At 71.8% G+C, this 1,408-nt stretch carries 2 protein-coding genes; both read right to left on the bottom strand.

Features of this window, described 5'->3' with window-relative positions; translation table 11 throughout:
• A partial coding sequence (locus tag G6020_RS13935) for a twin-arginine translocase TatA/TatE family subunit (RefSeq protein WP_182611022.1) occupies positions 1 to 94 on the bottom strand: 94 nt, incomplete at its 3' end.
• 92 nt (positions 95 to 186) lie between these two features.
• On the bottom strand, positions 187 to 1,408 hold a 1,222-nt coding region (locus G6020_RS13940; RefSeq protein WP_182611023.1), incomplete at its 5' end, for a trypsin-like peptidase domain-containing protein.

A 1,408-nucleotide genomic window follows, 5' to 3' on the forward strand; every position in this document is an offset into this window, starting at 1 on the left:
TGCGGGCGGCCTCGGGTAGGCGCTCGGGCCCCAGGACCACGAGCGCGATCACGCCGAGCACCAGGAGCTCGGACCACCCCACGTTAGTGAACATCGCCTCCGAGGATACGTCGTCCCGGCACCGACCGGCACCACGACCTCGGACGACCGGCCACCGGCGCCGGCGACCTGCCGGCCCCGAGCGGGTCAGGCGAGTACGGGTCGGACGGTCACCTCGATCCGTGCACCGTCGCGGATGACCTCGACCGGCACGTCGACGTCCGCGCCAGCCCGTCGGACGGCCACGATGAGCTCGTCGGAGGACCGGACACCGCGTTCCCCGACACTCGTCACCACGTCGCCCTCCCGGAGCCCGGCCTCCTGTGCGGGCGACCCCTCCCGCACGTTGACCAGCTCCGCACCCTCCACGTTGCCGTTCTCCGCCTTGCGCGCGTTCACGCCGATGGTCGCGTGACGTACGGAGCCCTCGCTCATCAGCGAGGTGGCGATGTCGCGCACATCGTTGACGGGGATGGCGAACCCGAGCCCGATCGACCCACCGGATTGGGTGAAGATGGAGGTGTTGATCCCGATCACCGCCCCGCTGGCGTCGATGAGCGGACCACCCGAGTTGCCGGGATTGATGGCCGCGTCGGTCTGGATGGCGTCGATCACCACGTCCCCGTCGGAGGTGGACTCCCCCAGGGCGATCGGCCGCTGGGTGGCCGACACGATGCCCTCGGTGACCGTCCGGGCCAGGCCGAGGGGCGACCCGATGGCGACGACCTGTTCGCCCACCTGCACCCGATCGGAATCACCGAGGGTCGCGACGGTGAGGTTCTGGACGTCGTCGACCTTCAGCACCGCCAGGTCGGTCGCCGGGTCGCGGCCGACCAACTCGGCCGATGCCCTGGACCCGTCCGGGAAGACGACGTCGATGTCCGCCCTGTCGGCGGCGCCGTCCATGGTGACGACGTGGTTGTTGGTGACGATGTAACCCTGCGGGTCTATGACGATGCCGGAGCCCTCACCCCGGGCCGAGGCCGTGGAGACCTGGATGTGGACCACCGCCGGTTGGACCCGTTGCGCCACCTCACCGACCGGGTTGTCGGGCCGGATGACGTTCGCCGGCGCGTCGGCGATGCGGACCGTCGACGTGGTGAGGACGCGGGCGGAATCGGCCACGACCGCGCCGATCCCCCCTCCCACGAGGGCGATGACGGCGACGGCGGCGGTCGCCCCTGCCAGCGCCTGCCTGCTCAGTCGCCGCTCGAACAGAGCCTCGGAGAGTGAGAGCCTCGGCTGCGGGGGCACGTCCGCACCCGACAGATCCTCCGGTCCGGGCTCGTCCGCCGCCTGCAGGGCGGGGGTTCCGAACCCCACCGGGGCGTGGGGATCCCGCCACGGGTCGGGCGGGGCGGGCTGTGGC

This window comes from Dietzia sp. B19, from assembly GCF_014145155.1.
Classification (GTDB): domain Bacteria; phylum Actinomycetota; class Actinomycetes; order Mycobacteriales; family Mycobacteriaceae; genus Dietzia; species Dietzia natronolimnaea.